Annotated in this window: 28 protein-coding genes; 15 read left to right on the top strand and 13 right to left on the bottom strand. The window is 37.1% G+C overall.

Annotated features, from left to right (window positions below; genetic code table 11):
• Positions 1-5 precede the first annotated feature (5 nt).
• Complete coding sequence (locus ACSHW7_RS04835) at positions 6-578, top strand: DUF3124 domain-containing protein (protein WP_435678182.1); 573 nt, start codon at positions 6-8, stop codon at positions 576-578.
• Here ACSHW7_RS04835 and dnaE read toward each other — a convergent pair.
• Entirely contained in the window at positions 575-5,062 is a 4,488-nt protein-coding gene (gene dnaE / locus ACSHW7_RS04830; protein ID WP_435678181.1) for a DNA polymerase III subunit alpha, read from the bottom strand. The two genes, ACSHW7_RS04835 and dnaE, sit on opposite strands and share 4 nt — an antisense overlap.
• A gap of 331 nt (positions 5,063-5,393) precedes the next feature.
• Between dnaE and ACSHW7_RS04825 the strand changes: the two genes are divergently transcribed.
• On the top strand, positions 5,394-6,077 hold the full coding sequence (locus ACSHW7_RS04825; protein WP_435678180.1) for a carboxypeptidase-like regulatory domain-containing protein: 684 nt from the start codon (positions 5,394-5,396) through the stop codon (positions 6,075-6,077).
• On the top strand, positions 6,061-6,714 hold the full coding sequence (locus ACSHW7_RS04820; protein WP_435678179.1) for a hypothetical protein: 654 nt from the start codon (positions 6,061-6,063) through the stop codon (positions 6,712-6,714). Before ACSHW7_RS04825 ends, ACSHW7_RS04820 begins: the two co-directional genes overlap by 17 nt.
• A gap of 77 nt (positions 6,715-6,791) precedes the next feature.
• Here ACSHW7_RS04820 and ACSHW7_RS04815 read toward each other — a convergent pair whose 3' ends face one another.
• From ACSHW7_RS04815 to ACSHW7_RS04805, 3 genes are all read right to left on the bottom strand, one after another.
• On the bottom strand, positions 6,792-7,244 hold the full coding sequence (locus tag ACSHW7_RS04815; protein WP_435678178.1) for a ferritin-like domain-containing protein: 453 nt from the start codon (positions 7,242-7,244) through the stop codon (positions 6,792-6,794).
• Positions 7,245-7,459: 215 nt separating this feature from the next.
• A complete protein-coding gene (locus ACSHW7_RS04810; RefSeq protein ID WP_435678177.1) occupies positions 7,460-7,909 on the bottom strand; it encodes a ferritin-like domain-containing protein in 450 nt (149 codons plus the stop codon).
• 192 nt (positions 7,910-8,101) lie between these two features.
• On the bottom strand, positions 8,102-8,914 hold the full coding sequence (locus ACSHW7_RS04805) for a DUF6252 family protein (protein WP_435678176.1): 813 nt from the start codon (positions 8,912-8,914) through the stop codon (positions 8,102-8,104).
• Between the two features lie 227 nt (positions 8,915-9,141).
• Here ACSHW7_RS04805 and ACSHW7_RS04800 point away from each other — a divergent pair, with 227 nt between their 5' ends.
• From ACSHW7_RS04800 to ACSHW7_RS04770, 7 genes are all read left to right on the top strand, one after another.
• Complete coding sequence (locus ACSHW7_RS04800; RefSeq protein ID WP_435678175.1) at positions 9,142-9,714, top strand: 30S ribosomal protein S16; 573 nt, start codon at positions 9,142-9,144, stop codon at positions 9,712-9,714.
• Between the two features lie 12 nt (positions 9,715-9,726).
• On the top strand, positions 9,727-10,251 hold the full coding sequence (rimM, locus tag ACSHW7_RS04795; RefSeq protein WP_435678174.1) for a ribosome maturation factor RimM: 525 nt from the start codon (positions 9,727-9,729) through the stop codon (positions 10,249-10,251).
• Between the two features lie 76 nt (positions 10,252-10,327).
• On the top strand, positions 10,328-11,056 hold the full coding sequence (locus ACSHW7_RS04790) for a tRNA1(Val) (adenine(37)-N6)-methyltransferase (RefSeq protein ID WP_435678173.1): 729 nt from the start codon (positions 10,328-10,330) through the stop codon (positions 11,054-11,056).
• Between the two features lie 50 nt (positions 11,057-11,106).
• Positions 11,107-12,285 carry an acyl-CoA dehydrogenase family protein gene (locus ACSHW7_RS04785; protein ID WP_435678172.1) on the top strand — a complete coding sequence of 393 codons (1,179 nt, stop codon included), beginning with the start codon at positions 11,107-11,109 and terminating at the stop codon, positions 12,283-12,285.
• 72 nt (positions 12,286-12,357) lie between these two features.
• Positions 12,358-13,140 (top strand): DUF3050 domain-containing protein, encoded by a 783-nt coding sequence (locus tag ACSHW7_RS04780; RefSeq protein ID WP_435678171.1) that lies wholly within the window; start codon positions 12,358-12,360, stop codon positions 13,138-13,140.
• 146 nt (positions 13,141-13,286) lie between these two features.
• Positions 13,287-14,183, top strand: a complete 897-nt coding sequence (locus tag ACSHW7_RS04775; RefSeq protein WP_435678170.1) for a serine/threonine protein phosphatase — start codon at positions 13,287-13,289, stop codon at positions 14,181-14,183.
• A 21-nt stretch (positions 14,184-14,204) separates the two neighbouring features.
• Complete coding sequence (locus tag ACSHW7_RS04770) at positions 14,205-14,906, top strand: SGNH/GDSL hydrolase family protein (protein WP_435678169.1); 702 nt, start codon at positions 14,205-14,207, stop codon at positions 14,904-14,906.
• A 3-nt stretch (positions 14,907-14,909) separates the two neighbouring features.
• On the opposite strand, the gene ACSHW7_RS04765 is transcribed toward ACSHW7_RS04770, so the two are convergent.
• The 7 genes from ACSHW7_RS04765 to trmB all read right to left on the bottom strand — a co-directional run bounded on the left by ACSHW7_RS04765 (position 14,910) and on the right by trmB (position 19,696).
• Entirely contained in the window at positions 14,910-15,239 is a 330-nt protein-coding gene (locus tag ACSHW7_RS04765; protein ID WP_435678168.1) for a 2Fe-2S iron-sulfur cluster-binding protein, read from the bottom strand.
• Between the two features lie 2 nt (positions 15,240-15,241).
• Positions 15,242-16,294 (bottom strand): NAD(P)/FAD-dependent oxidoreductase, encoded by a 1,053-nt coding sequence (locus ACSHW7_RS04760; protein WP_435678167.1) that lies wholly within the window; start codon positions 16,292-16,294, stop codon positions 15,242-15,244.
• Between the two features lie 55 nt (positions 16,295-16,349).
• Positions 16,350-16,592 (bottom strand): NifU family protein, encoded by a 243-nt coding sequence (locus ACSHW7_RS04755; RefSeq protein WP_435678166.1) that lies wholly within the window; start codon positions 16,590-16,592, stop codon positions 16,350-16,352.
• Between the two features lie 4 nt (positions 16,593-16,596).
• Positions 16,597-17,733 (bottom strand): P-loop NTPase, encoded by a 1,137-nt coding sequence (locus tag ACSHW7_RS04750; RefSeq protein WP_435678165.1) that lies wholly within the window; start codon positions 17,731-17,733, stop codon positions 16,597-16,599.
• A 284-nt stretch (positions 17,734-18,017) separates the two neighbouring features.
• Positions 18,018-18,347 carry an MGMT family protein gene (locus ACSHW7_RS04745; protein ID WP_435678164.1) on the bottom strand — a complete coding sequence of 110 codons (330 nt, stop codon included), beginning with the start codon at positions 18,345-18,347 and terminating at the stop codon, positions 18,018-18,020.
• Entirely contained in the window at positions 18,347-18,982 is a 636-nt protein-coding gene (locus ACSHW7_RS04740) for a LysE family translocator (protein WP_435678163.1), read from the bottom strand. Before ACSHW7_RS04740 ends, ACSHW7_RS04745 begins: the two co-directional genes overlap by 1 nt.
• A gap of 33 nt (positions 18,983-19,015) precedes the next feature.
• A complete protein-coding gene (gene trmB, locus ACSHW7_RS04735) occupies positions 19,016-19,696 on the bottom strand; it encodes a tRNA (guanosine(46)-N7)-methyltransferase TrmB (protein WP_435678162.1) in 681 nt (226 codons plus the stop codon).
• A gap of 64 nt (positions 19,697-19,760) precedes the next feature.
• On the opposite strand from trmB, the gene ACSHW7_RS04730 reads away from it, so the two are divergent.
• The gene (locus ACSHW7_RS04730; protein ID WP_435678161.1) at positions 19,761-20,822 is read left to right on the top strand and encodes a glycosyltransferase; all 1,062 of its coding nucleotides are present in this window, start codon (positions 19,761-19,763) and stop codon (positions 20,820-20,822) included.
• On the opposite strand, the gene ACSHW7_RS04725 is transcribed toward ACSHW7_RS04730, so the two are convergent.
• Both ACSHW7_RS04725 and ACSHW7_RS04720 read right to left on the bottom strand, forming a co-directional pair.
• Positions 20,796-21,845: a sensor histidine kinase gene (locus ACSHW7_RS04725; protein ID WP_435678160.1), complete on the bottom strand. Its 1,050-nt coding sequence runs from the start codon at positions 21,843-21,845 to the stop codon at positions 20,796-20,798. The genes ACSHW7_RS04730 and ACSHW7_RS04725 overlap by 27 nt on opposite strands.
• Positions 21,845-22,528, bottom strand: coding sequence for a response regulator transcription factor (locus ACSHW7_RS04720; RefSeq protein WP_435678159.1), 684 nt, complete (start codon positions 22,526-22,528; stop codon positions 21,845-21,847). The genes ACSHW7_RS04725 and ACSHW7_RS04720 overlap by 1 nt, the downstream gene beginning before the upstream one ends.
• A gap of 184 nt (positions 22,529-22,712) precedes the next feature.
• Here ACSHW7_RS04720 and ACSHW7_RS04715 point away from each other — a divergent pair, with 184 nt between their 5' ends.
• From ACSHW7_RS04715 to ACSHW7_RS04700, 4 genes are all read left to right on the top strand, one after another.
• On the top strand, positions 22,713-23,648 hold the full coding sequence (locus ACSHW7_RS04715) for a T9SS type A sorting domain-containing protein (protein ID WP_435678158.1): 936 nt from the start codon (positions 22,713-22,715) through the stop codon (positions 23,646-23,648).
• A 113-nt stretch (positions 23,649-23,761) separates the two neighbouring features.
• Positions 23,762-24,736: an acyl transferase gene (locus ACSHW7_RS04710; protein WP_435678157.1), complete on the top strand. Its 975-nt coding sequence runs from the start codon at positions 23,762-23,764 to the stop codon at positions 24,734-24,736.
• The gene (locus tag ACSHW7_RS04705; protein ID WP_435678156.1) at positions 24,737-25,768 is read left to right on the top strand and encodes a hypothetical protein; all 1,032 of its coding nucleotides are present in this window, start codon (positions 24,737-24,739) and stop codon (positions 25,766-25,768) included. It abuts the gene before it with no gap.
• A gap of 5 nt (positions 25,769-25,773) precedes the next feature.
• Positions 25,774-26,289 (top strand): DUF350 domain-containing protein, encoded by a 516-nt coding sequence (locus ACSHW7_RS04700; RefSeq protein ID WP_435678155.1) that lies wholly within the window; start codon positions 25,774-25,776, stop codon positions 26,287-26,289.
• Positions 26,290-26,416: the final 127 nt, after the last annotated feature.

Genomic DNA, 26,416 nt, shown 5'->3' with positions numbered 1-26,416 from the left:
ATAGTATGAAAAATTTAGTGCTACTTTTAATCGCAACCGCAACATTAATTTCTTGTGCAGACAGTAATCCATTGTTAAAGCAGGAAGCACCTCAACGCACACTCAATGTGCTGGAACAATCTGATTTTAACTTTCCGAACGAAGAAGAAGTGTACGTTTCCATCTATTCAGACATCTACCACCGCACCAAAGATTTTAAAGTATTGCTAACGGCAACATTGAGCATTAGGAACACTAGTAAAACCGATACTTTGTTTTTAAAAAGTGTAGATTATTATAACACTGCTGGCGATTTTGTGCATGATTACCTCAAAGCCCCAGTGTATTTAAAGCCTTTGGAAACAATAGATTACGTTATCGATGAAGAGGATGACACTGGCGGTAGTGGTGCAAATTTTTTAATCTATTGGGGAAGCAATAAAAAAATAACCCCCATTTTCGAATCCATCATGGTCGGTGGAATTGGCTCTCAAGGAATCACATTTACAGCGCAGGGGTTGACCGTGTTTTCGAAACAAGATGCCAAACAAATAGATACTGCTACAGTTGAAAGCAACAAAAAAGATTTGAAAAATTAATTCAGTCGAAATGGCACGTCGTTGGATTCCAAGGCTGTCAACAATTCATTACAAATATTGACTTTCTGTTTACGGCTTGGCATTATTAGTTTTGTTTTACTTTCCATTTCATAAATGGTAAAGTACAATGGTTTATCGCCTTTATGTGTTTGTAAAATTTCTTTTAAAAAATCTATTTTATCTTCTTTAAGTGATTCAATGGGCATCTGTATCGTCAATTTTCTAGTTTGACTGTCCATGACATCGTGTAATAATTGGAAACTATTATATTGTAATCTTGGCTCGCCTCGTTTTTGGGTATCACGATTGATCCAACCTTCTTTTACATACACTCTTCCGTAAACAAAACTGTTGGGCACTAAAAAATGACGCCATTTTAAATAGTCTTCACCAAAGATTTTAAACTCGTAACTGTCCATATAATCCTCAACAGTAAATATGGCCCATCCTTTTCCTGCCTTGCTTTCACGATGTTGGACATCGCTTACCACTCCGCCAAAAGTCATCTCTTTATTTACATATTTCTCCAACTCATTAAAATCGCTCACTTGACAATTAGTGAATGCTTTTATTTCGGTTTTGAAATCGTCCAAGGGATGCCCCGAAATATAAACTCCAACAACTTCGCGTTCTTGCTTTAACTTTTTCATGGTTCCCCATTCTTCACAAGGCGGAACTTGGGGTTCGGGAATTTGCACTTCACTTGCTTCACCAAATAAACTTACTTGACTACTGTTTTCAGTTTCTTGATGACGAGCGGCATATTTTAAAACTTTTTCGTAAAATGTTGTCCCATCGCCTTCATCGTGCATGTATTGCGCACGGTGGTTTTCAAAACTGTCAAAGCCACCCGCTAGCACTAAATTTTCAAATGCTTTTTTATTTGCTGCACGCAAATCAATTCGCTTTGCGAGATCAAAAATAGATTTGTATTTTCCATCTTTTCTGTTGTCTACAATAGTAGCAACGGCATTTCCTCCCACTCCTTTAATGGCTCCCATCCCAAAACGAACCGCGCCTGCATCATTTACTGAAAACTTATAAAAACTTTCGTTAACATCGGGTCCTAAAATATCAAGCCCCATACGTTTGCATTCGTCCATAAAAAATGTTACCTGCTTAATATCACTCATGTTATTACTGAGTACCGCCGCCATGTATTCTGCTGGATAATGGGCTTTCAAATAGGCAGTTTGATATGCAATCCAAGCATAGCAAGTGGAATGCGACTTGTTAAAGGCATAACTCGCAAAGGCTTCCCAATCTTTCCAAATTTTCTCTAACTTCTCCGCATCGTGTCCTTTAGCAACAGCATTTTCAATAAAACGAGGTTTCATTTTGTCGAGTACTGCTTTTTGCTTTTTACCCATCGCTTTACGAAGGACATCGGCATCACCTTTACTAAAGTCGGCCAGCTTTTGCGACAAAAGCATTACTTGCTCTTGGTATACTGTAATTCCGTAGGTTTCCTTTAAATATTCCTCCATTGCCGGAAGATCATATTCTATTTCCTCTTCCCCATTTTTTCTTCGGATAAAACTAGGAATATACTCCAAAGGACCAGGGCGGTACAAAGCGTTCATTGCTATTAAATCTGCAAATACCGTAGGTTTTAATTCCTTCATGTATTTCTGCATCCCGGCACTTTCATACTGAAATATTCCCACCGTTTCGCCTCGCTGGAAAAGCTCGTATGTTTTTACATCATCCAACGGAAATGTATCTGGATCAAGGACAATATTATGTTTATGCTTGACAATTTTTACGGTGTCTTTAATGAGCGTCAAGGTTTTCAACCCCAAGAAGTCCATCTTCAACAATCCTGCACTTTCCACAACCGAGTTGTCAAACTGCGTTACGTACAAATCACTATCCTTAGCAAGTGCCACGGGAACAAAATTTGTAATGTCGCTCGGCGTTATAATTACCCCACAGGCATGAATCCCCGTGTTTCTAACCGAACCTTCTAAAATCTTCGCCTGATTAATAGTTTCAGAAGTTAAGTCGTTTCCTTCGGCGAGGTTTATTAATTCTTGAACTTTGGGTAGCTCGTCACTTCTAAATTTTCTTCTTAACTCTTGTTCGCTGAGTCCAAACACTTTGTTCAGCTTGGTCATGTTTGGGATTAACTTTGCAATTCTATCGGCGTCAAAAAGTGGTAAATCAAGCACACGCGCGGTATCTCTAATGGCTGATTTTGCAGCCATCGTACCATACGTTATTATTTGCGCCACTTGGTTGCTTCCGTATTTCTTGATTACATAATCCATCACGCGACTTCGTCCCTCGTCATCAAAATCAATATCAATATCCGGCATGCTCACACGATCTGGATTTAAAAAACGCTCAAAAAGCAAATCGTATTTAATAGGATCAATATTGGTAATCCATAAGCAATACGCCACTACCGAACCTGCCGCCGAACCACGTCCCGGCCCTACCGAAACATCCATATTTCGAGCTTCTCGTATAAAATCTTCGGTAATCAAAAAGTACCCTGGGTACCCCGTTTTTTCAATTACATCCAGCTCAAAATCGAGTCGTTCTTTAATGGCAATTAACTCCTCTTGCTTTTCATTTCTCAGTTCCGTTTCCGCAGTTTCATCTTCAGAAATTTTAAACGCATCATACCTTTTTGCGGCACCAACATAGGTGAGATGTCTCAAGAATTTATTCTCCCCTCTTTTTCCACCGTCTGTTTCATCTTCAGCAACTTTAAATTCTTCGGGGATATCAAACTTAGGGAGTAAAACGTCTCGTGCTAAACTGAACGGTTCAATTTTTTCTATAACCTCGCTAATGTTTGCAATGGCGTCTGGTAAGTCTTTAAACAGCTCCTTCATTTCGGGTTGAGACTTGAAATAATATTCTTGATTGGGAAGTCCGTAGCGATAGCCACGACCACGACCAATGGGAGTTGCCTGTTTTTCTCCGTCTTTTACACAGAGTAGAATATCGTGCGCATTGGCACTTTCTTTTTCAATGTAATAAGTGTTATTCGCAGCGATTAATTTTACATCGTGTTTTCTAGAAAAATCAATGAGTGTTTGGTTTACGCGGTCTTCGTCTTCTTGATTGTGGCGCATGATTTCTAAATAAAAATCATCACCAAAATCCTCTTTCCACGATATCAAAGCCTCCTCCGCTTGATTTTCACCAACATTCAAAATCTTACTTGAAACCTCGCCATACATGCTCCCCGAAAGCACAATTACATCTTCTTTGTATTTTTTTATTACCTCGCGGTCAATACGCGGCACGTAGTAAAATCCCTCAGTGTAGGCAATACTTGCCATTTTTGCGAGATTGTGATATCCTTTTTTGTTTTTTGCCAGCAGAACAATTTGATAGCCGTTGTCCTTTTGCGTTTTATCGCTATGGTCATTACACACAAAAAATTCGCAGCCCACGACAGCTTTTAAATATTGAGGTTCCTCTGGTTTGTCTGGCATAACGCCATCAAAATCGGTTGCCGTATCGTCAAAATCATCGTATTCCTTTAACGCTATTTCATATTCCTTTTTTAGATTGGCATTGTGCGTATTGACGGCGCGAGAAAAGTGAAAAGCGCCCATCATATTTCCCGTATCGGTAATGGCGACGGCGGGCTGATTATCTGCGACGGCTGCATCCACTAAATCCTGAGTTGAAGATGTGGATTGTAAAATAGAATACTGGGAGTGATTATGCAAATGCGCAAAAGGTGCATCTTGCAAAACCTCCAAATTCTCTTTAATTTCTGCTGAAGAAATCTCAACCGTTTCTTGCGAGGCTTCCAATTGCTCCCGGATTTTTTCAGAAGCTTTTTTGAGGTTGATATGTTTGAGACCAATCAGTTCAATTTCCGCAGGATTTGCTTTACTGAATTTCTCAAAATAATCTGGCTGAACATCAAGCTCTTCAATGGTAAAAATCTGACGACGAACCAGCTCTAAAAAGCAACGCGTAGTTGCTTCCACATCTGCCGTCGCATTGTGCGCCTCTCCAAAAGGTTCACCAAAAAGAAATTGGTGCAATTCCGTCAACGTGGGTAATTTGAATTTCCCGCCACGACCTCCGGGAATTTGACAGAGCGTTGCCGTAGTTTCGGTACACGTGTCTAGCACTTTAAAATTGGGCAGTATGTTTTCTTGCCCTAAACGAAGCAACTCCGCACCCATAATATTTAAATCGAACCCTACATTTTGACCAACGATAAATTTGGTTTTCCCTAAAACTTCGATGAACTTTTCAACCATTGCTTCCAGCGTGATTCCTTCGGCTTCGGCGAGTTCTGTGGAGATTCCGTGGATTTTTTCTGCATCAAAAGGAATGTTGAAACCTTCGGGTTTTACTAAGTAATCTTGCGATTCGATTAGATTTCCCATCCCGTCATGCAATTGCCAAGCAATCTGGATACACCTTGGCCAGTTGTCACTATCGGTAAGTGGTGCGTTCCAGTTACGTGGGAGTCCGGTGGTTTCGGTATCAAAGATTAAATACATGCTGCAAGTTGTGAGTTGTACGCTATGAGCAGTAAGTCCATAACGTTTTAATTTGTGCTTTATAAATCAAGAATGATGACTTCGGAAATATAACTTTCATTAAAAATAGTGCTATTTGACGACTATTTTCGGTTGAGAAATACATTTTCTAAAGCCGAAATATTAATGAAATTAAACGGTTTCAATTCTTGGAAATTTCCGAAGTAAAAATAGAAAAAAACATACTTTATCTCTTGATGAATTTATGAGGAGTTGTTCACATTTGCAATCGTTATTTATCATTCAGAATTTTTGACACTGTATTAATAATCGCTATGTTTGAAAAAAAACTATGAGAAATTCTACATTCCTCATGCTACTGCTTTTCATTTTTTGCAGTTGTGGCGGAGATGATTTTGATGTATTGAGCGATGTGCGCTTGTACACTTCTGGAACGGTTACCGATAGTCAAGGAACACCTCTGCCAGGTATTGATGTCGCTATAAAAGATGGCCCTCGCTCATTAGGAAGCAGTGAAACAAATGCTGCTGGGTTTTTTGAATTTGTAGCCGTAAAAAGCAATGCGGATTTTTTTGACGTCGAGGTCAACACAATAGAAAACGAGGAGCTTACTGGTCGTCTTTATAGAAGTTTTGACACAGAAGTGCTTGATCTTTCTTTAGGTACTGTTGTTTTAAAACGTGCCGCCAGACTCAACTTAGATATTATCAAAAGCTCAAATACTGCGGACGACTTATTTTACAGTGTGCGCTATGTTGAGCCGGGAGAAGGTCGCATTTGTTATGAAACGCTAACTGGAATAAATCCAGACCCAAATAATGGCTTTGAGGCTTGCGAACAAACCGTGATTTTCGATGATGAAATCGTAACCAATGGAACCGCATCTGCACGCCGAAATATTATAAGTTTACTAGGAGAAAAGGTGATTTTTACCTACACACTAGGAACAAATAACCCAGTGATCGTTGAGATAGAACTAACTAATACCGAAAACAATTATGAATTTGAATATTAGATTAGTCGCCTATTTATTTTTGGTTTGCGGAATGACCGCAACTGCTCAAATTTTTGGAGAAAAAACTGGCGGTATCAATAGCTATAAGGTCGCTTCGCTTTCTACGGGATTATTGATTCCCTCAGGTGTTGGGGATAATTTTGTGAGTAATGGTGCCAAATCAAGATTAGGATTGAATTTAAATTTCAGTCTTAATGTTTATGACAATTTATATTTAGGGTTTCGCTTTGATGCTTTTGGTCTTAAGATTGAAGACGAAACTTTTTCTGGCTCTTATAGCCGTTCCACTACTTACGCTGCAAGTGGTGTCGTAGGCTATAAGTTTATTAACAAAGAAAAATTTGCTGTAGGTTTTTTTACAGGAATTGGAGGAGTTAGCTATGGCAATAAACGAACTACCGGAGTATTATTTACCGAAGACGGTACTTCGTATTTTCTTACTGCTGATGCTGAATTAAAAATCAACAGATATTTTCAGTTTTATGTTGCGCCCGAGCTTCGTTTTGACAGACTTAATATTGACGCACCAGCTCAAGTAAGCGACCAATTGAATAAAATCTCTTATTTTATTGTCAATGCAGGTCTTAGGGTTTCTTTTTGGAATTCAGAACCCGAAGATGAAGAAGAAAAAGAATAAACGTGAAAGATTAATTCTAAAAAATAAAACGGGCAATCCAAAGTTATGGATTGCCCGTTTCAATTAGCTTTAAATTTTTATTTTTCTGCCCAAGCATCAAGTGACCTTGCATTTGCCAAAGCTTCTTGTATACTCGTAACTTGATTTTTAATAAGTTTTTGAGTGGTGGGCGCTAATGTTGCTTCTTTTAAAATTTCTTGATATTCTTCAACAGCAGCTTCTTCACCACGAACCACTTCCTCCAACATAGCTTTATTGTCGGTTGCCGAAAATGTGTCTTTGATGGACATCCATGTTCTATGTGCATCCCCTTTTAAACTTGTTCCTTTATCAACTTCGCCTCCAATACCTTTAATTTCAGATTTTAAAGCATGTCCAAAATCATATCGGTTTTTAGCTTGTGATTGGAAATACGTTTTTAATTGTGAACCTTCAACCAAATCTGCTGCTTTTTTATATCCTGCTTCAGCATCATAATTTTTAGTCAATAATTCGTTTAATTGATTTGTCAATTTTTTTACATTGTCCATAGCTTCTTTTTATTTATTAGTTGGAAACGATTTATCAATAGCGAAGAGTTGTTTCCATTTCTCTTTATAATCCTAAAGATAAAATCAAAATACGAGTTGGCGAGCGCCTTTAACCCCTCCTTAACTGGAATTAACAGAGTTTAACTTAGAACATAAAAAAGGACCGAATATTTTTAAAATATTCGGTCCTTTTAAAATTATTTATTTGTAAATAATTACGACATAACGACTTCAAAGTTCTTCGTTTTTTGAATTGCCTCTTCTATATGCGACATTTGTTTTCTAAGTAATGTTGCCGTCGTTGGTGGCACTTCTGGACTGTTGATGATTTCGCGATATTCATCAACGGTTGCTTTTTCACCTCTTTTTACTTCATTCAAAATTGTTTCTTCATCCTTAGAAGTAAAAGCCGTTTTCATTCCCATCCAAGCTCTATGTGCGTCTGCTGTAAAACTTGTGCCTTTATCTGGAGTTTCTCCAAAATTTTTAATCTCGGATTTTAATTCGTGTCCAAAATCATATCGTTTTTGAGCTTGGGTTTCAAAAAATCTTTTGAGTTGTGGGTTTTCTGAAATTTCAGCAGCTTTTTTATATCCTGCTTCGGCGTCGTAATTTTTGGTTAATAGTTGGTTTAAATTTTTTGACATTTCCTCTGTGTACTTCATCTTCATTCTGTTTAAAATTATGCAGAAAATAATTTTTATAAATCGAAATGACATTTCTGCTTTGCTTTACTCGATATACTTTAATATACCATAAATAACGGGCTCACACAAACAATTAACCCAAGCTTAACGTGGTTTAACAACCTTTAACGTTATGCTTGGGTTTATATATTTTTAAATAGGAAATTTTATTTATTGATACGTTACTTCAAAACCACCTCCACTTATTTCTTCGGTACCCGTATTGAATCTAAAAGTACCTCTTATTGACCTAGCGGGTATATTATGGTCTAAAATTATAATCGAACCTACTTCGGCTTCTCTGGTTTGACCGATAACTAAATCAGTATAGGTAGCTAAAAAATTATCTTGTGGAATTACATTTGGACCAATCCCAATATTGACAGGAATTCTCAATTGAATTTCTTCGTCAAAATCTGTTGCCGTAATAACTATTTGATTCTGAAACCGAACCCCTTGAACACAAATATTTGCTCCTGTATCAATTGCATCACCATCAATTAAAGCAACAAGAAATCCTGAATTACAAGGTCCAATTGGTAGTGTAGGTTCAACAATAACTGGTTCAATTTCCTGTGTGTAGGGCACTCTAAAAAACACTCCGTTCCTTACAACGATACTGTCAATAGATGTTTGGATTGCCTTGTAATTAAAATTTCCGGAGATATACATTTCCTCCGTGTTCAATTCTGTTACAATGACTTCTCCTTCTCCATTTGGGTTGGTAAAGAATTTGTTTCCATTAAAATCCTCAAACGTTGCGCTATTTAAAGATGTTCCTCCGAGGTTATAACTGCCAGGTGTACCAGAAGAAAGATTAATTATTAAACTTTCACTCTGTGTAAGCCCTTCAATTAAAAAGTCACCATCGATGCCTCTTTTAGCATTGGAATCAACGGCTCGATAAAGCTCATTATCAATAAAACCTTGTATTGCAGGATTATAATCCTGAATATCCTCAGCGCAAGAAAATACTAGCATCATGAGGTTTAAGAGTAAAAAAACTTTTTTCATAGCATACCAAAATAGGTGAAACAAATGTATAAAAATTAATGTAAACGATTGAGTTACAAATAAATTTTACAGTATCTTTGCAGACCCAAAAACAGAGAACACTATTTGGGAATCACAATTGTCATGTATGGCACTAGAGTGATCATAGGTTTTCAACAAAATTAGAACCGGAGTCGCGTACTCCAAAAATTAATTATATGCCTGTTAAAATTAGATTACAGAGACACGGTAAAAAAGGAAAACCTTTTTACTGGATTGTAGCGGCTGATGCTCGCTCAAAGAGAGATGGTAAATACCTTGAAAAATTGGGTACTTACAATCCAAACATCAACCCAGCAGAAATCAACCTTGATGTTGATGGCGCTGTAAAATGGCTTCAAAATGGAGCGCAACCTACTGACACTGCAAGAGCTATCTTGTCTTACAGAGGTGTAATGATGAAAAATCACCTTGCTGGTGGCGTACGTAAAGGTGCATTGACCGAAGAGCAAGCTGAAGAAAAATTTAACGCTTGGATGGAAGACAAATCTAAAGCCGTTGATGGTAAGAAAACAAAACTTGCTGATGCCAAAGACAAAGCTAAAGCTGATGCTATTGCCGCTGAAAAAGCAACAAACGAAGCACGTATTGCTGCAAATGCTCCTGTAGTTGAGGAAACTCCAGAAGCTACTGAAAATGTTGATGCAACAGAAGAGGTTGAAGCAACTGAAAAAGTTGAATTGAAAGATGCTCCTGCTGCTGAAGCTGAAGCAACTAAAGAAGAAGAATAAAACTAAAGACTTATGCAAAAAGAAGACTGTTTCTTCGTAGGCAAAGTCGTTAAAAAATATAGTTTTAAGGGGGAGTTACTAGTGAAACTAGATACAGATGAACCCGAATTATTTTTAGAAATGGAATCGGTTTTTGTGGAACAACACAAAAACTTGATTCCATTTTTTATTGAAAGCAGCTCATTACATAAATCTACACTCCTTAGAGTTCAATTTGAAGACGTCTATGACGAGGCCACGGCTGACACACTCATAGGTACAGAATTATACCTCCCGCTTTCATTCCTTCCCCCACTTAGCGGAACAAATTTTTACTACCACGAGGTGATTGGTTTTACGATAATGGACGTCGATTTTGGCAATGCGGGCATCATTTCGAATGTAAATGACCATACAGCACAGCACTTATTTGTATCTATCCTTGACGGAAAAGAGCTCCTCATTCCCATTAGTGCTGAATTCATCAAAGAAATTGACAGGGAAAACAAAATAATTACAATGGACTTACCATCCGGGCTGATTGAGCTTTATTTGTAGTTGTTTATCAAAAAAATCTCTACGATTTCTTAGGAAATATTAGCCATTGAATGTTTTCACTTCAAATAAAAAAGTTATGTCAACATCCTTCAAATTCAAACAATTCTCCATCTTCCAAGACAAATGTGCAATGAAAATAGGCACCGATGGAGTTTTACTGGGTGCTTGGACTTCGATTGAACATGAACCACAAAGTATTCTTGATATTGGAGCAGGAACTGGAATTATTGCGCTGCAACTTGCCCAACGCAGCCTTGCTCAAACCATTGATGCTATAGAAATTGACAGTGATGCCTTTGAAGAATGCACAGAAAATTTTGAAAACTCACCTTGGGCAGACCGTTTGTTTTGTTATCACGCAGCGGTGCAAGAATTTACCCAAGAAATTGCGGAAGAACAAGATTTTGAAGGATATGATATAATTGTTTCAAATCCGCCGTTTTACACAGATAGTTTCAAACCCGATGATGCCTCTAGGAATATTGCACGATTTGAAGACGCGCTTCCGTTTCAGCATTTGTTGGTTTGTGTTTCTCATTTGCTTTCACACGAAGGTGTGTTTTCAGTAATTCTTCCGACGAAAGAAGAAGTTTCATTTATTGAACTTGCAGAGACTGTTGGTTTATTCCCTCAACGCATTTGTCACGTAAAAGGAAGTCCGACTTCAGAAATAAAAAGAAGTTTAATGGAGTTTACATTTCAGAAAAGAGAAATTGAATTTCAATCTCTCACGATTGAAAAAGAGAGACATAATTATACTGAGGATTACATCGCTCTCGTCCAAGATTTCTATCTCAAAATGTAGGAAACTAATGGCGTGGTATTTACCTTTGCAATTCAATAAAAAACTACGCGATGAAACCAGATTTATTCGAATCTCCAGATTATTATAATATAGACGATTTATTAACCGAAGAGCACAAATTAATTCGTGATGCGGCTCGTGAATGGGTGAAGCGAGATGTTTCTCCAATCATAGAGCAGGCTGCTCAAGATGCAAAATTTCCTAAATCAATCATTCCAGGCTTGGCATCTATTGGTGCTTTTGGCCCCTACATTCCGGAGGAATACGGCGGTGCTGGATTAGACCAGATTAGCTACGGTCTCATCATGCAAGAAATCGAGCGTGGCGACAGTGGCGTTCGTTCAACAGCTTCAGTTCAATCTTCATTGGTTATGTATCCTATTTGGAAATACGGAAATGAGGAACAACGAAAAAAATATTTGCCCAAATTAGCCACTGGAGAATGGATGGGGTCGTTTGGTCTCACAGAACCTGACCACGGAAGTAATCCTGGTGGAATGACCACTAACTTTAAAGATAAAGGAGACCATTATTTATTGAACGGGGCAAAACTTTGGATATCAAATTCTCCTTTTTGTGACGTTGCGGTTATATGGGCAAAAAACGAAGAAGGGCGCATCCACGGTTTAATCTTGGAACGTGGAATGGAAGGTTTTTCAACTCCAGAAACGCACAACAAATGGTCATTGAGAGCGAGTGCTACTGGTGAGCTAATATTTCAGGATGTTAAAGTTCCTAAGGAAAATTTATTACCAAACAAATCTGGATTAGGAGCACCACTTGGGTGTTTAGATAGTGCTCGTTACGGTATTGCTTGGGGTGTTATTGGTGCTGCAATGGACTGTTATGACACAGCACTGCGTTATTCAAAAGAGCGTATTCAGTTTGGAAAACCTATTGGTCAATTCCAATTACAGCAGAAAAAGCTTGCTGAAATGATTACCGAAATAACAAAAGCACAATTACTTTGTTTACGTTTAGGCCAATTAAAAAATGAAAATAAAGCGACCACGGCACAAATTTCTATGGCAAAAAGAAACAATGTAGACATGGCGCTAAAAATTGCTAGAGACGCAAGACAAATGTTAGGTGGTATGGGAATTACAGGCGAATACCCAATCATGCGCCACATGATGAACCTTGAAAGTGTTGTGACCTATGAAGGAACACACGACATTCATTTATTGATTACAGGACTAGATATTACTGGCTTGAATGCTTTTAAATAATAATTCTATTATTAAAATTTATACAAAGGCGCTACAAATTAAAGTGGCGCCTTTTATTTTTACAAAAAAAACATGATTTCAAGAATAACTTCTGCGATTGCGCCATATCAAGAACAATTGCTCAGTCACCCATTGTACGCTACTATCAAAACGCCCAAAGACCTACAGGTTTTTATGGAGTACCATGTGTTTGCTGTTTGGGATTTTATGTCACTTTTAAAGGCATTACAAAATAATTTAACGTGTACGACCACGCCATGGATTGCAAAAGGAAATCCAAATACTCGCTATTTAATAAACGAAATTGTACTAGCAGAAGAAACCGATATTAACAGAATGGGGCAGCGTCAAAGCCATTTTGAAATGTATATCGATGCTATGAAAAAAGCAGGAGCGCAAACAAATAAAATAGACAGCTTGATTGAAAGCGTTGTTTCGGGTATTGAAATTTCCGAAGCGATTAATATTTTGGGAGTGCCTCATTCCATTAAAGAATTTCTATCATTTACTTTTAAAACTATTGCAGAGGGAAAACCGCACGCCATTGCAGCCGCATTTACCTTTGGCCGTGAGGATTTGATACCGCAGTTATTTACTTCGATTATCAAAGAAATCCAACAACATTTTCCAGAAAAGGACCTTGTAGATTTTAAATATTATTTTGATCGCCATATTGAACTTGATGGCGACGAACATGGCCCAATGGCACTCGAAATGATTAGCCAATTATGCGGTACTGACGAAACTAAATGGAAGGAAGTTGAAACCACTTCAATCGAAGCACTAAAAGCTCGTAAAACGCTATGGGATGGAATTGAAACTGTGATTTCAGAAAAAAATAAAGCTGTTTTTTAATTCTGAAATTTTACAACAAAGTCAGCTTTTGAATTACTGAAATTTCAGAATTAATTTCTATTTATTTTAAAATTTAACCTCGCATCTTGCGGGGTTTTTTTCTGAAATTTTAAAAATCAAATAGTATCTTTAAACAAAGAAAAGGAATGTCATCTCAAAAAAGAATTAGCAACGCTTACGAAACCGCTCGAAGAGTAGCTTTCAATGATGACTCTAAATTTATCATCTTTAGCGATTGTCATCGCGGAGATAATAGTTTTGCAGACGATTTTGCCAACAACCGAAACATTTATTACCACGCATTAAAGCATTATTACACAGAAGGATTTACCTATTGCGAAGTGGGTGATGGCGACGAACTTTGGGAAAATATTGAATTCAAATCCATACTGGAAGCCCATAAAAATGTTTTTAATCTCATGAAACTTTTTTATGCTGAAGGCAGACTCCACCGGCTCATAGGAAATCATGACATGGTGTACAGGAACCAAAGTTATGTAGAGAAACATCTTTATAGTTATTTTGACAAAGTAGATAATGTGGACAAACCACTCTTCCCCGGTATTACTTTTCCCGAAGGTCTGATTCTCGAACACGAAACCACCAAACAAGAAATTTTTCTTCTCCACGGTCATCAAGCAGACTGGATGAATTATCGTGGTTGGAAATTTAACCGATTTATGGTAAGAGCCTTGTGGCGACAGTTGCAAGTTTTTGGAATAAGCGATCCCACAAGTCCGGCGAAAAACTACAAAGAGTTAATCAAAGTAGAAAAACGAACCAAAAAATGGATTACAGACAATAAGAACATTTTTACAATCACGGGGCATACCCATCGGCCACGTTTTCCAGATCCGGGAGATATTGCATATTTCAATGATGGGAGTTGCGTTCATCCTCGGAGTATCACAGGACTCGAAATTGAAAACGGAGCGATTTCGCTTATAAAATGGCAAATCTCAACATTTGAAGACGGCTCATTGAGAGTCATAAAAGTAGTATTAGAAGGGCCTCAAAAAATTAAAAACTACGTAACCGAATAGCAACTCTGTCTGATATCAATCATGAATATATTGAAATTTTTATCTGTTATTCTTTTGTCATTTTGTTTATTCGGAAGTTGCCGCTCCTCGAAACAAATAACGAATAATGCTCCAGAAAAAAATTCTAAAAACTTTAGCTATTTAGCTTTGGGAGATAGTTATACAAAAGGAGAAAGCGTTTGCAAAACCTGTGGCTTTCCTTCCATAACCGCAAAAGCTATTGAATCGAAATCACAACAGCGAGTTTCATTAAAACAAATTGCCCAAACCGGTTGGACCACCACACAATTATTGGAAGCAATTGCAAATGAGAATTTAGAATCAGAGTATGATTTGGTCACTTTATTAATTGGAGTAAATAATCAATTTCAAGGCAAGCCATTTTCTTTATATGAAGTTGAATTTTTAGCGCTTATTGATATTGCATTTACACTTGCTGGTGGCGATACTTCTAAAGTAATCGTATTGTCAATTCCGGATTACGGGTTTACGCCTTATGGAATTAACAGTGGCAATATGAAGAAAATTTCAGAAGAAATAGATTACTATAATAACTACGCTAAATCTATAGCAGCATCAAAAAACATTCTATTTTTAAACATTACAGACATCACGCGCAACGGAATATCAAATCCCGATTTGGTAGCTAACGATGGTTTACATCCATCTAAGGAAGCCTATCAATTAGTTGCCGAAAGATTATTGAAACAAATTAATTTTTAGCAATTACTCTTCGGGAGCTAGGGTAACTTTTAGGTTTTCTAAATTTTCAGTAATAAATATTTGGCATCCCAATCTGCTATTTTCCTGTACATGAAAAGCTTCGGCTAACATGGCATCTTCATCGTAGGACATTTCTGGAAGTTCGTGTTCACTTTCAATATAACATTGACAAGAGGCGCACATTGCCATGCCTCCGCAAATACCTATAGTACCTTCTGGAGCAAGTTCAAAAGAGCGAATTACTTCCATTAAATTCATGTTCATATCAGTTGGTGCATCCACACTGTGGGTCACCCCTTCCCTATCTGTTATGTGTAATTTTACGTCTAACATTATTAATTTATGGATTTTACGACAGCCTTTGGAGCTTCTTTTTTACTGCCATCAAATCCTTCAACGCCACCTACTGTTGTGTATTTCATCACATATCGCTTTTCAGGAAAAATACGTTGATAGGCACTTTGACACATTAATGTAGCTTCATGGAATCCGCAGAGAATTAATTTTAATTTCCCAGGATATGTGTTCACATCACCAATGGCATAGATACCGGGAATGTTTGTTTGATAATCCAAACTATTATTTACAACAATCGCATTTTTTTCTATTTCTAATCCCCAGTCTGCAATCGGTCCTAATTTTGGCGCCAAGCCAAATAAAGGGATAAAATGGTCACACGGTTTATTGAAAACTTCGGCACCTCTTTTAATACTCACACCTTCCACTTTTCCGTTTCCAATTACATCTACAACATCGGCAGGTGTTATCAATTCTATTTTTCCGGCGTCTTTCAGTTCCTGTACTTTTTCTACGGAATCTAGCGCTCCGCGGAACTCGTTTCTTCTATGTATTAACGTTACACTTTTTGCAACATCTGTCAAGAAAATACTCCAGTCTAAAGCCGAATCTCCACCACCGGCAATCACAACATCTTTGTCTCTGTACAATTCCGGATCCCGAATTATGTACTCAACGCCTTTATCTTCATAATCAGCAATACCCGTAATAGGGGGTTTTCTTGGCTCAAAGCTTCCTAAACCTCCTGCAATGGCAACTATGGGCGCATGGTGTTTTGTGCCTTTGTTTGTAGTAACTATAAATGTTTCGTCTTCTAATTTTTCAATCGTTTGAGCTCTTTCACCTAAAGTAAAACCTGGCTGGAAAGGTTCAATTTGTTTCATTAAATTATTCACTAAATCGCCCGCAAGAACTTCGGGGAACGCTGGAATATCATAAATTGGCTTTTTGGGATAAATCTCGCTGCATTGGCCTCCGGGCTGTGGTAATGCATCGATTAAATGGCATTTTAATTTTAAGAGTCCTGCTTCAAAAACGGTAAATAAACCTGTAGGACCTGCTCCTATAATAAGTATATCTGTCTCTATCATATTCATTGCCCCGCACTAAGGGGTAAACTTTTTAAATTTCAGAATAAAAAAATACTTATCCCTCAACATTAATAACGTTTTCAATCTGTGGCGCGTGTTTTTTAATCGTCATTTCAACACCACTTTTTAAAGTCATTTGATTGACACTACAACCCACGCACGCCCCTTGTAATTGAACGCGCACTGTTTTTCCATCGTCCACTCCCAATAATGATATATCGCCACCATCACTTTGAAGGAAAGGACGAATTTCGTCGAGGGCGATTTCAATTTTTGCAATTAATTCTTCTTGAGTCATTGTCTTATTTTACAGCGCTACAACCCGCCATTGTTGTTATTTTGATAGCCTCGGTAGGTGGTAGTGTTTCATTTCTACGTACCGTTTCGCTCACTACATTTTTTGTGATTTCGATAAAGGCATTTTCTAGGATAGTTCCTGTCTGCAATGCTGCCGGATGACCTGCATCCCCAGCTTCGCGAATACTTTGCACAAGTGGAAGTGCCCCTAAAAAAGGTACATTTAAATCATCGGCAAGGTTTTTAGCTCCCTCTTTTCCGAAGATATAATATTTATTGTCAGGAAGTTCCTCTGGAGTAAAATAAGACATATTCTCTATAACACCAAGCACTGGCACGTCAATGCTCTCTTGTTGGAACATGGCTACACCTTTTTTGGCATCTGCAAGCGCAACGGTTTGTGGCGTACTCACAATCACCGCACCAGTAATAGGAAGCGATTGCATGATACTCAAATGAATATCTCCGGTTCCAGGAGGTAAATCAAGTAGCATAAAATCGAGTTCGCCCCAAGCCGCATCAAAAATGAGTTGGTTTAAAGCCTTTGCGGCCATAGGACCTCTCCAAATTACCGCTTGATCTGGTTTTGTAAAAAACCCTATCGACAAAACTTTTACACCATAATTTTCAACCGGCTTCATTTTACTTTTTCCATCCACTGTTACCGAAAGTGGTCGCTCCATCGCCACATCAAACATAATGGGAATTGAAGGTCCATAAATATCGGCATCTAAAATCCCCACTTTGAAACCCATTTTTGACAACGTAATCGCAAGGTTTGCTGTAACTGTAGATTTACCAACACCACCTTTCCCCGAAGCTATCGCCACAATATTTTGAATCCCCGGAATGGCTTTTCCTTTAATCAAATTGGGATTTGCAGGTTTCGCAGGAGCCTCAACTTTTATATTTACTTGCACCTTTGCATCCGCATTCACATGCTCATGTATCGCTTTAATCACATCTGCTTCAGCACGTTTTTTTATATGCATCGCAGGCGTCGCCATGGTCAAATCCACCACAACCTCATCTGCAAAAGTCATAACATTTTTTACAGCACCGCTCTCCACCATATTTTTCCCTTCGCCCGCAACACTAATAGTTTCAAGGGCTTTAAGGATATTTTCTTTATTTAATTTCATGAATTGAATTTCATTGATTTAGAATCATTCTAAACGCAAAGATAGCACATAGCCTTTGGATTTAAAAGGTTGCTTATCAAAATGATTTATGGTTATATAGCGATTATTAAAAAGCAAAGGGAGAAGTAAATTGACTCTAGAAAAAATAATTTTATATAGATTTTTTCTTCGGAAATTTAAAAGCTAAAAAGAATTATGTTGTTCGAAATTTTTAAAAATTGTGCGTCTAAATCATTTCATGGAAGCAGCTCATTTCCGAAGTCTTAAAATTTCTGAACTAGAAATTATGGAAGCTCTTTCATTGGATCCCAAAAGTGATTTTCCAGATTTTGAATTTTATTATTGATAATGTTAATCCCTTCAGATTCCAGTAATTGTTGCATCAAATTTGTACCGTCAAAATGATGCTTTCCTGTAAGCAAACCTTGCTTGTTGACCACTCTGTGTGCCGGAACATTATCCTTTAAACCACTTGCATTCATAGCCCATCCCACCATTCTTGCACTTCCTGCTGCACCCAAATATTTGGCGATGGCACCATAACTGGTTACTTTTCCGTAAGGAATTTTCTCGGCCACTTGATAGACCTTTTCAAAAAAGCCTTCGTTAGTCATTACGTTATTGTATTTAATATTTTGACCGCCGTAACGACCGCAATAACTGCGGTGATAATACCGATAACATAATTCATGTTTATGGTATTTCGCTTTCTTATTTTTCTAGGTTTTGGTTTAAAAAATTGGATGTAAATCATAAGCATTACGAATGTCCCCAATCCTGATGCAAGAACAGCAACCCAGAGCTCCAATTGCTCAAAACTAAACCAGCCAAATGCAGAAAATGTGATACTCACATACACCCAGTAAGGTAACGGCAATAGATTGAGTGCCGCTATGAACATGCCCTTAAAAAACCGATTCCTTTTTGATTTTTTAATTTCGACAGGAGCTTCTCTTCGCGAATCTTTTGCTATGAAAAAAAAGTAAATAGTAAGACAAATAAAAATACCCAATGCAACTTTTTGCAATATGTCAATGATGTCTGGATTTTTATCCAAATATCTAGCAAGGACAAGTGCCACAAAAGTTTGAATCATTACCGTAACACACACACCCACAGAAAACAAAGTCGCTACTTTGCGCCCTTCTTTCATACTAATTTTTGCTGCAGACATGTTAAGCAATCCTGGTGGAATAACCCCAATAAAGGCAGCTAAAAAGCCAATAATAAAATTATGTAGCAGGGTCATACGTTTGCGTTACTCTGTGAAGATAGGAAAATTTTAAGAACGAAACTTAAATCTAATATAGGTGATTTTCTTTCCTATCTCCAGATATTGACTTTCATAATAGGTCTGGATTCCAGTAACAGCTGCAGGAGCTTCATCTCCTATACCGTAGACATCGTGATGGGCAAACTCGATATCTTCTTTTAACCCGTGGAGCAAACCAAGGGTGTAACCGTGCATAAATTCGCTATCGGTTTTTAGGTGAACCACGCCGTCTTTCTTTAAAATTTTCTTGTATTTTTTTAAGAAATCTTCATTGGTCAATCTATGTTTGGTACGTTTAAACTTTATCTGTGGGTCTGGAAATGTTATCCAAATTTCGTCCACTTCATTCTCCGCAAAAAGATTGTCAATCAGTTCAATTTGAGTTCTCAAAAAACCTACATTCTGCATATTTTCTTCGAGAGCGGTTTTTGCTCCTCTCCAAAAACGCGCACCTTTAATATCAACTCCTAGAAAATTTTTATCTGGAGATTGCTTTGCAAGCCCAACAGAGTATTCTCCTTTTCCGCAGCCCAGTTCTAAAACGATGGGATTGTCGTTTTTAAAGAAATTTTTATTCCAATTTCCTTTCAAATTCAGTCCGTCGTTAACAGCTTCTTCTCTAGTGGGTTGTACCACGTTTGTAAAATTATCGTTTTCTCTAAAACGCTTCAATTTATTTTTGCTACCCAAAATTTAATTTTTTGGTAAAATTAAGGAAATATAGCGCAGTGACAATTATTAGTACTTTTGATTTATGATGCAACGCAAAACAATTTTAGTCGCGCCCTTAAATTGGGGACTTGGCCATGCTACGCGTTGCATTCCTATTATCAACGAGCTTATCATTCACGGTTTTAAAGTAATTATTGCTGGTGATGGAGCAGCACTATTGTTATTGCAGAAGGAATTTCCGAAGCTAGAAAGCGTTGAGTTGCCTTCTTACGATATCACGTACCCAAAGAATGGCAGCAATTTTAAACTAAATATGTTGCTCAAAGTGCCTCATTTTTTGAGGACGATTTCAGCCGAAAAGAGAAACATCGCAAAACTCGTCGATGAACACAACATAAAAGGAATTATTAGCGATAACCGATGGGGTGCTCGAAGCAAAAAGGTACCGTCCGTTTTTGTCACACACCAACTAAACGTATTGAGTGGTAGCACGACAAAGATTACTGGAAAATTACACCAAAAATATATTCGGAAATTTACTGAATGCTGGGTTCCAGATTTTAAAAGGTCACCAAATTTAAGTGGTAAATTAGGCCATGTTGAAGATACCGAATTTCCTATTAAATATATTGGTCCACTGAGCAGGTTGAGGAAGGAAGATATTGTCAAAAAAAATGATATTCTTATTTTACTTTCTGGCCCAGAACCTCAACGCACACTACTTGAAGAAAAGCTTTTGCTTGAGTTTAAAGATACTACCAAAAATCTACTATTAGTTAGAGGCGTAGTTGAGCGTGAAGAAAAAACAACACAGCAAGGCAATATAAAAATTATCAATTACCTTAAAACCGATGCCCTAAGTCAAGCGATTAATGAAAGTGGTTTTGTCATCGCCAGATCAGGCTACACTACTATTATGGATCTTGCTGCGCTAGAAAAACAATGTTTTTTTATTCCAACACCGGGACAATTTGAGCAGGAATATCTTGCAAAACGTTTAAAGAAAAAGGGTTTAGTACTTTCTTGCAGTCAGAAAGATTTTACGCAGGAAAAACTATTAAACATGTTTGCAATGCCAAGATTATCTAGTAAAACCCACGAACAAGATTTTGGTAAACTATTTAGCCTTTTCCATAGTAAATGAAAATTCAGACCCAATACCAAATTGACTTTCAACATATATTTTTTCATTGTGAGCTTCAATAATATGCTTTACAATAGACAGTCCTAGACCGCTACCGCCTTCTTTCCTAGAACCACTTTTATCCACTCTAAAAAAACGTTCAAAAACTCTATTGATATGTTGTGGTTCAATACCCTCGCCGTTGTCGGTAACTCTCACAATCACTTTGTTTTTAATAAGGTGTTCTACACTTACTTCAATACTTCCGTCTTTTCTACCGTACTTAATGGAGTTAACAATGAGATTTGTTAATACCTGTTGTATTCTTTCTTCATCAGCAAAAACCTCAATAGGCTCGATAGCTTTATAATTAATATCAAAAAGTAAGCGAATATTTTTCTTTGCTGCTTTCATTTCTAAAAGGTCAAAAACATTTTGAATGAGCTTAGTGATATTAAATTGTTCTTTTTGTAGCTGTAAACCACCCACCTCAAACTTTGAAATCATATCTAAATCTTTTACAATATAGATTAGCCTCTCAACGCCTTTATTTGCTCTTTTGAGGTATTTTTTTCTTACTGATTTATCTTTCATTGCTCCGTCAAGCAGTGTCAAAATATAACCTTGTACTGTAAAAAGTGGTGTTTTGAGTTCATGAGAAACGTTACCTACAAACTCCTTTCTATAATTCTCACGAATTTTAAGTGTTTCAATCTCTAACTTTTTGTTTTCAGCGAAAAGACCAATTTGTTGTGTGAGAGTTTCCATGTCTGTGGAAACTTGTTGTTGACTTAATGAAGTAGCATCGAGCAAGGAAACTTCGTCATAGATATCCTTAATTTTTCTATAAATGAGTTTTTCTAATCTCAATTGTAGTAACAAAAAACAAATGACAAAGCAAACTATAAAAAAAAATGATAAGTGCAGAAAATTAATTTCTCCTTGATAGAAAGAAAATAACCCAAGAATCACTGTTAATACTACAGAAATATATAGTGCCGAAAAACCCGCAAATTGATATGATTTTCCCGCTTTTTTTGCCATTATACTACAAATTTATAGCCTACTCCTTTAATCGTCTTGAATTTTTTATCACCAATTTTCTCTCGCAATTTTCTAATATGTACGTCAATAGTTCTGCCTCCAACGATTACTTCGTTCCCCCAAACTTTGTCTAGAATATCTTCTCTTGTAAACACCTTTCCTGGTTTTGAAGCTAATAATGAAAGTAGTTCAAATTCCTTTCTCGGCAAAATCATTTCCTCTTTACCTACTGAAATCTTATACTCTTCCCTATTGATGGTAATATTACCCAATTTCACGTTGGGAACATCATCGTCGTTTTCTTTAAATCTGCGGAGTAAAGATTTTACCTTACTTAATAAAACTTTAGGCTTAATGGGTTTTGTAATGTAGTCATCAGCTCCAGCTTCAAATCCTGCAACTTGCGAGTAGTCCTCATCGCGGGCCGTTAAAAATGTAATAACCGTTTCAGCCAATTCAGGTATAGCACGTAATTTTTCGCAGGCTTCCATTCCATCCATTTCGGGCATCATGACGTCTAGCACTATTAACTTTGGCTTATGTTTTATCGCCATTGTTATTGCTTCCACTCCATTTTTTGCCGTCACAACTTGATAGCCTTCTCCGGTTAAATTATAACCAATGATTTCTAGAATATCCGGTTCGTCGTCCACTAGTAGGATAACCGTGTCCCTTTTTTTCATTTTTAGTTTATTGAGTTAATTAAACCTTGACAGTTACAAAGGTAATAATCGTATGTCGTTCATCAAGGTTTTAAAGATAGATACTTCAATGATGCCCAATATTAAGTGATTGTTAAATTATTATACCAATCATCCAAGAGTACAAGTAATATGTATATTTGCGGCATAAATTTAAAATTTAGTCATGAAAAAAATTACATTATTACTTGCACTTTCAATGAGTGCTGTTTCTATTGCTCAAATCGCTAAAACTAGCTTTGAGAATCCTCCAGTTGTTTCAATTCAATACGTTGATACTGGCAATGCAAATGTTGCACACGATTTAGTAAACAACGTGGACGAGCCATTCATAAATTTTGATGGTGATGCTACTGAGATAGGGTTCAATGCTCGTTACGAGCCATTTGACACTCCAGATGTAGGTCTTACTGATGGAGATTTCGTTGGTGTTACTACTTTTGCACCTGGTGTTGATTTCCCCTATACAGATGGAGACCAAGGATACCAAATTAGTGATGCTGACGGAAATTTTATTCTTGAATTTGATACCGTTGATTTAACAGGAGCAACTACTCCAGGTCTAACTATAGATTATTTCTTAGCCGAAACTGGTTACGAAGGTGATGGTACTGTAAATGAATCTTCTTCAGATAGATTGCGTATCTACGTAAAAGACTTAACAAATAATACTGAAATTGACATCCTTGACACTACAGGAAATGACATCAATGATTTAGGAATTGAAGGTGCTTGGAATAATGGTGTTGCTTCTCTTTTACCAAATACGATGGTACAACTTGTAATTGAAGCAAGAATGAACGCTGGAGCTGAAGCTTTTTTCTTTGACAACATTGTATTTAGTGGCACTCTAGGATTCAACGACAATACAGTAGATACTTTCTCAATGTTCCCTAATCCTTCAACTGATGGAACTTTGAACATTACCTCTAAAAACTCAGGAGCACTTAATGTTGCTATTTTTGATGTTTTAGGAAAACAAGTAATCAATTCAAACGCGACAAACAAAACAATGAACATCAGTTCATTAAAAGCAGGTGTTTACATCGTGAGAATCACTCAAGACAATGTAACTGCTACAAAAAAATTGATTGTTAAATAAACGGTCAAATCTTTAATTTATAGAAAAAGGGCTCCGGTTTGGGAGCCTTTTTTGTTCTATCTCCATGAAATTAATTATGTATTTTTGACATCAATTACTTCGGAAATTTTAACATGCCCATACCTTCCATTTTTGAAATAAAAACCCAAAATGATTTTGAGGCTGCCGCACTTGAAACATTTCGGCATCAATACAAAACAATTGAGGTGTACCGAAGGTTCTGCAATCACCTCAATATAAATTCAGCAGCAGTGAAAAAAGTTTCGGAAATTCCTTTTCTCCCTATTGAATTTTTTAAGTCCGATCGCCTCATTTCCGAAGAAAACAATTCTGAAAAAATTTTTACAAGCAGCGGTACAACGGGTTCTATTACTAGCAAACATTATATAGCGAGTCTTGCACTTTATGAGGAGAGTTTTATTAAAGGTTTTGAGCGTATGTACGGCGACATTGAAGACTATACTATTCTTGCTTTGTTGCCATCTTATTTAGAACGCGAAGGTTCTTCGCTGGTGTATATGGTGGATGCGCTCATCAAAAAGAGTAAGCAACAAAAAAGTGATTTTTACCTTAAAAATTTGAAGGATTTAGCCAACGCTCTTTTAGAACAAGAAAAACACGGAAAAAAAACAATCTTACTTGGGGTTTCGTATGCACTTTTAGATTTGATTGAAATGCAACAATTCAATCTAAAACATACCATTGTAATGGAAACCGGCGGCATGAAAGGCCGACGTAAAGAGATGATAAAAGAGGAGCTTCATAAAGTACTAACAATTGGATTTGGAGTTTCAAAAATCCATAGCGAATACGGCATGACCGAACTTTTATCACAAGCTTATTCAAGCGGCAAAGGGTTATTTAACTGCCCTCCGTGGATGCAAATTTTAACTCGAGACACAGAAGACCCACTCACTTTAATAGAAGGAAAAACCGGAGGAATCAATGTCATTGACCTTGCCAATTTTCATTCCTGTTCCTTTATAGCAACGCAAGATTTAGGAAAGAAATTTGCTGATGGAAGCTTTGAAATTTTAGGTAGATTTGATGCGAGTGACATTCGTGGATGTAATTTAATGGTGCTGTAAATGGAATCAAAAAAGCAAGGATTGGGCAATGGCTGTTTGTGGATTTTTCTCACATTCATTCTTACCGTTGTTGCTTTTGGAGTGCTCAAATTTACCGTCAATCTCCCTAACCTCATTACCTTATTTCTTGCTATCTCGCTATCCATTGGATTTACGTTTAAAATTTTAGGCAAACCATCACTAAAATCCATACTCGCTAATTTTGTAATCCTTATTATTCTTTTTAGTGGGCTCAATTATCTAGGTAGTATTTGGGTGGATATCGTCAAAGAAAATGACACTGCCGTTTTTACCGAAGAAGAATCTGTAGCTACAGATATTCTAATAGAAAAGAACGACTCAATACCCGTATTTACAAGTCGTCGCAACTGGAAGGATAACTACGGAAATCCATACACTGGAAGCCTAACGGTACGCCAAAAGGATTATGACCGACTTAAAAATCAGATAGCAAACTTTCGATATGCAAATGATCAAAACTTCTGGGGGAGCCTCTATAATTACATGGACAGAAATGACACCCCGAGTTTAGATTTGGTAATGAATACTTTTAAAGAAATCCATGCCGAAAAGAAACTCAACCAAATGGAATTTGCCGAAATGGTTGTAAGTTGCATTCAAGATATTCCCTACGCATTTGTTTTTCAAGATGCCTGTTTAGCTCCCGAAAATTATGAAGAATCCATTAAAGACATTCTAGAAGATTGCCCAGATTGTTGCATTGGCGGTGTGCCTTACGGAGTGCAAAATCCGGTTTCATTTATTAAAAATTTAAAAGGAGACTGCGACACCCGCACCATGCTCATCTATTCTATTTTGAAGTATTTTAATTATGATGTGGCAATTGCCAATAGCGATTTTTATCGTCATTCCATAATAGGCCTCAACATCGCTGCAAGCGGCAAAAACAAAGTGTATAGAGGCAAAATTTACACACTCTGGGAAACAACTTCAAAACATTTTAAAATTGGGGTACTCCCCACAACCTCCAGCGATGTTAAACACTGGAACATAGTTTTAACCAGCAAATAAAAATCATGAATTCACAACTATTTACACTCGCGCTTTTAGAAATTATTCTTTCGATAATCATTGCCATCGTCATTATGTTTGCTTCTTACAAAGTACTCATAAGGCTCTTTTTTAAGGATGGAAATCTCAATGGCGAAAACTTGGCATTTACCATTTTCACTTCTGGATTTGTGATTTCGATTGGATTGATTCTTTCTGAAATTTTACCATCCATTACAAATGTGGTTCGCATTTCAATGGCAGAATCAGAGACAGTAAATATTGCAGAAATCCTTAGCTATTCTGGATTATATCTTTTTATTGGTTTTCTCGCTTCGGTACTCATTAATGGAGCGGTATTTTTATTGTTTTCGTTGTTTACCAAAGGCATCAATGAGTTTAAGGAAATTCAGAAAAACAACACATCGGTTGCCATTTTAGTTGTAGCGATAATGGTAAGTATCACTTTGATTGCCAAAGACAGCATCGCGCTACTCATAAGTGCATTAGTGCCCTATCCAGCAGTAACAAACTTTTTATAAATAATTTAAAGTTTTCTGTAAGCCGAAATATAACAAACCGACTACTTGTACAATTGTTATGAAGAAGGAGACTAAAACTCCAATTCATGATTGGTTGGTTAGTTAATGAAGAAAATCCCCAGACTTT

The organism is Patiriisocius sp., from assembly GCF_051252435.1.
In the GTDB taxonomy this organism is placed as follows: domain Bacteria; phylum Bacteroidota; class Bacteroidia; order Flavobacteriales; family Flavobacteriaceae; genus Patiriisocius.
The sequence above is the reverse complement of the archived record's forward strand: the minus strand, read 5'-3'. Positions and strand labels throughout refer to the sequence as shown.

Bases quoted from the DNA above. Each gene is read 5' to 3' on its own strand.
- ACSHW7_RS04750 (WP_435678165.1), bottom strand. From the start codon at position 17,733: ATGAAATTAAATAAAGAAAATATCCTTAAAGCCCTTGAAACTATTAGT.
- ACSHW7_RS04775 (WP_435678170.1), top strand. From the start codon at position 13,287: ATGTCATCTCAAAAAAGAATTAGCAACGCTTACGAAACCGCTCGAAGA.
- ACSHW7_RS04785 (WP_435678172.1), top strand. From the start codon at position 11,107: ATGAAACCAGATTTATTCGAATCTCCAGATTATTATAATATAGACGAT.
- ACSHW7_RS04745 (WP_435678164.1), bottom strand. From the start codon at position 18,347: ATGACTAACGAAGGCTTTTTTGAAAAGGTCTATCAAGTGGCCGAGAAA.
- ACSHW7_RS04725 (WP_435678160.1), bottom strand. From the start codon at position 21,845: ATGGCAAAAAAAGCGGGAAAATCATATCAATTTGCGGGTTTTTCGGCA.
- ACSHW7_RS04800 (WP_435678175.1), top strand. From the start codon at position 9,142: ATGCCTGTTAAAATTAGATTACAGAGACACGGTAAAAAAGGAAAACCT.
- ACSHW7_RS04705 (WP_435678156.1), top strand. From the start codon at position 24,737: ATGGAATCAAAAAAGCAAGGATTGGGCAATGGCTGTTTGTGGATTTTT.
- ACSHW7_RS04815 (WP_435678178.1), bottom strand. From the start codon at position 7,244: ATGGACAATGTAAAAAAATTGACAAATCAATTAAACGAATTATTGACT.
- ACSHW7_RS04755 (WP_435678166.1), bottom strand. From the start codon at position 16,592: ATGACTCAAGAAGAATTAATTGCAAAAATTGAAATCGCCCTCGACGAA.
- ACSHW7_RS04790 (WP_435678173.1), top strand. From the start codon at position 10,328: ATGTCAACATCCTTCAAATTCAAACAATTCTCCATCTTCCAAGACAAA.
- ACSHW7_RS04720 (WP_435678159.1), bottom strand. From the start codon at position 22,528: ATGAAAAAAAGGGACACGGTTATCCTACTAGTGGACGACGAACCGGAT.
- ACSHW7_RS04820 (WP_435678179.1), top strand. From the start codon at position 6,061: ATGAATTTGAATATTAGATTAGTCGCCTATTTATTTTTGGTTTGCGGA.
- ACSHW7_RS04780 (WP_435678171.1), top strand. From the start codon at position 12,358: ATGATTTCAAGAATAACTTCTGCGATTGCGCCATATCAAGAACAATTG.
- ACSHW7_RS04730 (WP_435678161.1), top strand. From the start codon at position 19,761: ATGATGCAACGCAAAACAATTTTAGTCGCGCCCTTAAATTGGGGACTT.
- ACSHW7_RS04700 (WP_435678155.1), top strand. From the start codon at position 25,774: ATGAATTCACAACTATTTACACTCGCGCTTTTAGAAATTATTCTTTCG.
- ACSHW7_RS04770 (WP_435678169.1), top strand. From the start codon at position 14,205: ATGAATATATTGAAATTTTTATCTGTTATTCTTTTGTCATTTTGTTTA.
- ACSHW7_RS04805 (WP_435678176.1), bottom strand. From the start codon at position 8,914: ATGATGCTAGTATTTTCTTGCGCTGAGGATATTCAGGATTATAATCCT.
- ACSHW7_RS04765 (WP_435678168.1), bottom strand. From the start codon at position 15,239: ATGTTAGACGTAAAATTACACATAACAGATAGGGAAGGGGTGACCCAC.
- ACSHW7_RS04740 (WP_435678163.1), bottom strand. From the start codon at position 18,982: ATGACCCTGCTACATAATTTTATTATTGGCTTTTTAGCTGCCTTTATT.
- rimM (WP_435678174.1), top strand. From the start codon at position 9,727: ATGCAAAAAGAAGACTGTTTCTTCGTAGGCAAAGTCGTTAAAAAATAT.
- ACSHW7_RS04715 (WP_435678158.1), top strand. From the start codon at position 22,713: ATGAAAAAAATTACATTATTACTTGCACTTTCAATGAGTGCTGTTTCT.
- ACSHW7_RS04760 (WP_435678167.1), bottom strand. From the start codon at position 16,294: ATGATAGAGACAGATATACTTATTATAGGAGCAGGTCCTACAGGTTTA.
- dnaE (WP_435678181.1), bottom strand. From the start codon at position 5,062: ATGTATTTAATCTTTGATACCGAAACCACCGGACTCCCACGTAACTGG.
- ACSHW7_RS04810 (WP_435678177.1), bottom strand. From the start codon at position 7,909: ATGAAGTACACAGAGGAAATGTCAAAAAATTTAAACCAACTATTAACC.
- ACSHW7_RS04825 (WP_435678180.1), top strand. From the start codon at position 5,394: ATGAGAAATTCTACATTCCTCATGCTACTGCTTTTCATTTTTTGCAGT.
- ACSHW7_RS04835 (WP_435678182.1), top strand. From the start codon at position 6: ATGAAAAATTTAGTGCTACTTTTAATCGCAACCGCAACATTAATTTCT.
- ACSHW7_RS04710 (WP_435678157.1), top strand. From the start codon at position 23,762: ATGCCCATACCTTCCATTTTTGAAATAAAAACCCAAAATGATTTTGAG.